This window comes from Vibrio sp. D173a (genome assembly GCF_030248475.1).
Genome location: NZ_JAHGAH010001079.1, coordinates 1 through 1,429 on the forward strand (window position 1 = coordinate 1; position 1,429 = coordinate 1,429).

The 1,429-nt window shown below is 39.5% G+C and carries 3 protein-coding genes; 1 reads left to right on the forward strand and 2 read right to left on the reverse strand.

Annotation, left to right across the window (positions count from 1 at the left end; translation table 11 throughout):
* Window positions 1-106: 106 nt before the first annotated feature.
* Window positions 107-496: a Cu(I)-responsive transcriptional regulator gene (gene cueR, locus KIV40_RS31420; protein WP_285353217.1), complete on the reverse strand. Its 390-nt coding sequence runs from the start codon at window positions 494-496 to the stop codon at window positions 107-109.
* Window positions 497-856: 360 nt separating this feature from the next.
* On the opposite strand from cueR, the gene KIV40_RS31425 reads away from it, so the two are divergent.
* On the forward strand, window positions 857-1,033 hold the full coding sequence (locus tag KIV40_RS31425) for a hypothetical protein (RefSeq protein ID WP_285353219.1): 177 nt from the start codon (window positions 857-859) through the stop codon (window positions 1,031-1,033).
* Between the two features lie 48 nt (window positions 1,034-1,081).
* Here the strand turns inward: KIV40_RS31425 and KIV40_RS31430 are convergent, their stop codons facing one another.
* A complete protein-coding gene (locus tag KIV40_RS31430) occupies window positions 1,082-1,414 on the reverse strand; it encodes a DUF2799 domain-containing protein (RefSeq protein WP_375164924.1) in 333 nt (110 codons plus the stop codon).
* Between the last annotated feature and the right edge of the window lie 15 nt (window positions 1,415-1,429).

Here is a 1,429-nt window from a genome sequence, read left to right on the forward strand (position 1 = left end):
GGTACCGAAGTTGTAGTCAGCGCAGTTGACGGAATAGTTCTGACTATTACACCTGTCGACAAATAATTAGGGGCCATTAGTGTTAACGCTAATGGCTCTCTTTTATTCACTCATCCACAAGGTCATTAATGATTGGACAGTGACTGTTGTTATCCCCTGGGCACTTCTCAACCCAAGCTTCTAACGTTGTCTTAATCGCCATTAAATCTGCAATTTTACGGTTCACTTCGTCGAGCTTGCTCTGAGCTTTAGCTTTAACATCGGCACTTTCTCGACAAGGGTTGTCAGCTAAAGCGACCAATTCTTTACACTCTTCTAAAGAAAATCCTGCGCTTCTTGCCTTGGCAACCACACTCAACTCTTTTATTTGCTTCTGAGTGTAGGTTCGATAGCCGTTTTCTGAGCGCATCGGCTCAGATATGACGCCTTTATCTTCGTATAAACGAATCGATTTAGTGGATAGGTTCGTTAGCTTTGCGACTTCACTTATATTCATGATATTACTCACATCATTAGCAGAGTAAGGCAATTTCCCTCACTCATAAATCATCACATTATGCTGAAATCATACACTCAAATACGGCTAAGGCGTAGCAAAGATAATAAGAGAAAATAAAGCTTGCGAATTATGGTCAGTTTCACTGGTTTTTAAACTAAACGAGAAAATTTCAACAAATAGACTCTACGTAATTTCAATAAGTTACTGATTAAATTATTGAAATAAGCCTTTGTTATTTTTCATTTAAAATTTATATATTATTTTGATCTTTTATTGACCATGTACATACTGTGATATTAAGCATGACGTTTAAATGCTATTTATTTCATTTTTGATAAGTAACAAAGGACGGCGGTTATGAAACTATTGACGCTAGTGATTGCAGCAGTATTTATGTTTTCGACACCCCTTGCAATGGCCAATCAAAATTCTGGAAAGGTCTTTGGGGCAGGAGTACCGTGCACATTTAATGATGGTGCAGTTAAACACCTTCCCCGTGATCTATGCAAAGCTTATGGTGGGACACATCAATAAAGTAGTTAGGCAAGCGGACTACGTAGCCCAGCTTGCCTACATTTTATACTATCTAAATCGATAAAAGTCGGCACCTATAAACGCCTCCCAGCCGCGTTGCCATTCAGCTTTCAGCATGTCTTCTTGTGGCATACCTTCACATTGGCCATCGTAACGAATCCCTTTAATCCCTTTCTCAAAAGCTTTAAAAGGATCGCAATACTCCGCTTTTCCTTTTAGATACCCCTCTTTATATGCTTCTTCATCGAATGGGACATTTTCTTTTACGCTCTCAAGAGATTCATTTTCTATAGCGTAGCCATGAAGCCCGAAACGTTCCCCTTGCCCATACCAAAACTCAGACGCTGTTTTTGGTGTTTGGCTACAAGCAGATAAAGCCAAGGCAAATGTTAGAGT